At 61.9% G+C, this 3,434-nt stretch carries 5 protein-coding genes; 1 reads left to right on the top strand and 4 read right to left on the bottom strand.

Annotated features, from left to right (window positions below; genetic code table 11):
- Positions 1-56: 56 nt before the first annotated feature.
- A complete protein-coding gene (gene ribBA, locus ACE04F_RS04225; protein WP_486105072.1) occupies positions 57-1,166 on the bottom strand; it encodes a bifunctional 3,4-dihydroxy-2-butanone-4-phosphate synthase/GTP cyclohydrolase II in 1,110 nt (369 codons plus the stop codon).
- An 82-nt stretch (positions 1,167-1,248) separates the two neighbouring features.
- Here ribBA and ACE04F_RS04220 point away from each other — a divergent pair, with 82 nt between their 5' ends.
- Positions 1,249-1,542, top strand: coding sequence for a DUF1330 domain-containing protein (locus tag ACE04F_RS04220; protein WP_486105070.1), 294 nt, complete (start codon positions 1,249-1,251; stop codon positions 1,540-1,542).
- Positions 1,543-1,551: 9 nt separating this feature from the next.
- Here ACE04F_RS04220 and ACE04F_RS04215 read toward each other — a convergent pair whose 3' ends face one another.
- The 3 genes from ACE04F_RS04215 to ACE04F_RS04205 form a co-directional block, all read right to left on the bottom strand.
- Positions 1,552-2,115, bottom strand: a complete 564-nt coding sequence (locus tag ACE04F_RS04215; protein ID WP_486105068.1) for an NUDIX hydrolase — start codon at positions 2,113-2,115, stop codon at positions 1,552-1,554.
- Between the two features lie 2 nt (positions 2,116-2,117).
- Positions 2,118-2,870 (bottom strand): GntR family transcriptional regulator, encoded by a 753-nt coding sequence (locus ACE04F_RS04210; protein WP_305500548.1) that lies wholly within the window; start codon positions 2,868-2,870, stop codon positions 2,118-2,120.
- Positions 2,871-2,931: 61 nt separating this feature from the next.
- On the bottom strand, positions 2,932-3,336 hold the full coding sequence (locus tag ACE04F_RS04205) for a carboxymuconolactone decarboxylase family protein (protein ID WP_486105066.1): 405 nt from the start codon (positions 3,334-3,336) through the stop codon (positions 2,932-2,934).
- Between the last annotated feature and the right edge of the window lie 98 nt (positions 3,337-3,434).

Here is a 3,434-nt window from a genome sequence, read left to right as displayed (position 1 = left end):
ACATACCGCTTTCCCCCCCCCCCCGCTCCCACAGGGTAAATGTGTGTTGTCCCTGCCTACCCGGTAAAAGGAATGCTCTCCACCACCTCCAGGTCATACCCGGTCAACCCGGCATACTTGAGCGGTGGTCCCAGGTGCCGCAGCTTGCCAACGCCCAGGTCCTGGAGGATCTGCGCGCCAGTCCCCACTTCAGAATAGATGCGCGATTGGGAGCGGCTGAACTGGCGGGGCGGCTGGGTGAGCTGCGGCACACGTTCGAGCAGCGCTTGGGATGACTCGTGATTGGCCAGCACCACCACCACGCCACGACCTTCCTCGGCGACCCGTTGCAGTGCCGCCCACAGGGTCCAGTTGGAAGGCCCGTTGTACTCGGCACCGACCAGGTCGCGTAGCGGGTCGATCACATGCACGCGCACCAGGGTCGGCTCTTCCCGACGGATATCGCCCATGACCATCGCCATGTGCACGCCGCCTTCGATGCGATCTTCAAAGGTGAACAGGCGGAAGGTGCCGTGCACCGTCGGCAGTTCCCGTTCACCGATGCGCACCACCGTGTGCTCGGTGCTCAGGCGGTAGTGGATCAGGTCGGCGATGGTGCCGATCCTGATCCCGTGCTTGCGGGCGAAAATTTCCAGGTCCGGCCGGCGCGCCATGGTGCCGTCATCGTTCATGACTTCGACAATCACCGATGCCGGGGTGAAACCCGCCAGGCGCGCCAGGTCACAACCGGCTTCGGTATGCCCGGCGCGGGTCAGTACGCCGCCTTCCTTGGCCCGCAGCGGGAAGATATGCCCCGGCTGGACAATGTCGGCCGGCCCCGCGTCAGGAGCAACAGCGGCGGCGACGGTGCGCGCCCGGTCAGCGGCGGAGATACCGGTGGTCACACCCGTGGCGGCCTCGATGGACACGGTGAACGCGGTGCTGAACACGCTGCCGTTGCTCGGCACCATCTGTTCGAGGCCCAGGCGTTGGCAGTGCTCATCGGTCAGGGTCAGGCAGATCAGCCCGCGTGCTTCGCGGGCCATGAAGCTGATCGCCTGGGCATTGCAACAATCGGCGGCGAGCAGCAAGTCGCCTTCGTTTTCCCGATCTTCGTCATCCACCAGCAACACCATCTTGCCCAGGCGGTAGTCTTCGATGATTTCCTCAATGCTGTTAAAGGCCATGGCGGGCTCTCTTTGTTTTGAAGGGTGCGGGATGGAAACAGCTTGTGGTATACCATAATACAAAACCAACACAGAGGTCACTATGAAGGCGTACTGGATTGCTCATGTGGATGTCAGCGACCCCGACCAATACAGCCAATACACCCAGCGCGCGCCAGCGGCGTTTGCCTTGTATGGCGCACGGATGCTCGCCCGGGGCGGCCGCAGCGAAGCGATGGAGGGCAGGGCCACGCCGCAGCGCAGCGTGGTGATCGAATTCGATTCCTACGAACAGGCGCTGGCCTGCTATCACTGCGAGGAGTATCAACAGGCGAAGAAGCATCGCGAAGGTGTCGCGCAGGCCGAGGTGATCATCGTCGAGGGCGTGGCGCCCTGATCGCAGGTGTCAGCGGATGAAGTGAATCTTGCCGCTGTCATCGTTGCCCATGTAGATGCCGTAGACCCCGGCCTGGCGTTCCTCGATGTAACGTTCGAGGATCTGCCGGATGGCCGGGTAATAGATGCTGTCCCACGGTATGTCTTCGGCAGCGAAGAATTGGCAGGCGAGGGTTTCCGCGCCGAACTCGCCGGTGATTTCCAGCGCGATGGCGCGGAAGATGATGTACACCTCGCTGATTTTCGGCACGCTGAAAATCGAGTAGGGCGAGATGATTTCGGCGCGTACGCCGGTCTCTTCCCAGACCTCGCGCAGGGCCGCCTGCTCGGTGGTCTCATTGCCCTCCATGAAGCCGGCCGGCAGTGTCCAGGTGCCGGGGCGTGGCGGGATGGCGCGTTGGCACAACAGGTACTTGCCGTCCTGTTCGATGACGCAGCCAGCGATGATCTTCGGATTGACGTAATGGATGTAGCCGCAGCCGCCGCACATCAGCCGCTCATGGGTATCGCCCGCTGGCAGGCGCTGGCTCAAGTCAGTGCTGCCACACTTTGGACAAAAGCTCGGGCTGAACATGATCAGCGTCCTATGCGAGGTTCTTTCAACGCGATGGGCGCGGTGATTTCCGGGATATTGCCGGTCTCTTCCTGCTGGCGCTTGAGGTATTCCAGCGCGACCTTGGCGGCGGCGCGCACGTGATCGACGCAGGCCTGGTGGGCCACCAGCGGATCGCCACTCTTGATCGCCTCGACCATGCGTTCCATTTCCTGGTTGCTGCTGCCACGGCGGTTTTCCTGGGATACCGACGTCGCCCGCAGGTAGCTGATGCGCGCCTGCAACTGGCGCAACTGGGTGGCGGCAACGTGATTGCCGGAACCTTCAAGCAGTACGTCGTAGAAACCCTGGACCGAATCCAGCACCTGCTGCAGCTCGCCGTCCTTGAGGGCCTTGCGGTTTTCCTCGAGGGCTTTTTCCAGGGCCTTGATGTCCTTGGCCTTGGCCCGCAGGGTGAACAGCTGGACGATCAAGCCTTCGAGCACGCAACGCAGCTCATAGATGTCACCGGCGTCGGCCAGGGTGATGATCGCCACCCGTGGGCCCTTGGCATCGGCGAATTCCACCAGGCCTTCGGATTCGAGGTGACGCAGGGCTTCACGCACCGAAGTACGGCTCACGCCCAGGCGGTCGCACAGGTCGCGTTCGACCAGTCGATCGCCCGGCAGCAGCTGGAAGTTCATGATGGCGCTTCGCAGTTTATCCAGCACGATTTCGCGCAGGGTAACGGGGTTGCGATTGACCTTGAAGCTGTCGTCGAGTGGCAGGCGTTTCATGGGGTCCGCTCTGTTATGTGGCTGTCCATGCAAAACGGGCAAACATCCATGCTCGTTCAGTTCAAACAGCCGAGGGTTGACTGGAGGCCTCGGCGTCGGCTTCGGCGAAGGCTTCGCGGGCAAGCCGGAAACTGTCTACGGCAGCGGGGACGCCGCAATAAATGCCGACCTGAAGCAGAATTTCGCGTATTTGCTCACGACTCAGTCCGTTACGCAAGGCACCGCGCACATGCAGCTTGAGTTCGTGCGGACGATTGAGCGCCGAGATCATCGCCAGGTTGATCATGCTGCGCTCCTTGAGCGACAAACCCTCGCGGCCCCAGACATGACCCCAGCAATATTCCGTGACCATTTCCTGCAGCGGCCGGGTGAAATCGTCGGCGTTCTCGAGGGAGCGGTTGACGTAGTCCTGGCCCAGAACCTGGGTGCGGATCTTCAGGCCTTGCTGGTATTTTTCGTTGCTCATACGGATTCCTGAAAATAGTGATGGGCCTGTGGGAGCGAGCCTGCTCGCGAAAGCGCTGTGTCAGACGCATCATCACCAGCTGATCCACCGCCTTCGCG

This window comes from Pseudomonas sp. AGC41 (assembly GCF_057334555.1).
This window is presented reverse-complemented; position numbering and strand designations above follow the sequence as displayed.

Coding starts and splice junctions, on each gene's coding strand:
- ribBA (WP_486105072.1), bottom strand. CDS start 1,166: ATGGCCTTTAACAGCATTGAGGAAATCATCGAAGACTACCGCCTGGGC.
- ACE04F_RS04220 (WP_486105070.1), top strand. CDS start 1,249: ATGAAGGCGTACTGGATTGCTCATGTGGATGTCAGCGACCCCGACCAA.
- ACE04F_RS04215 (WP_486105068.1), bottom strand. CDS start 2,115: ATGTTCAGCCCGAGCTTTTGTCCAAAGTGTGGCAGCACTGACTTGAGC.
- ACE04F_RS04210 (WP_305500548.1), bottom strand. CDS start 2,870: ATGAAACGCCTGCCACTCGACGACAGCTTCAAGGTCAATCGCAACCCC.
- ACE04F_RS04205 (WP_486105066.1), bottom strand. CDS start 3,336: ATGAGCAACGAAAAATACCAGCAAGGCCTGAAGATCCGCACCCAGGTT.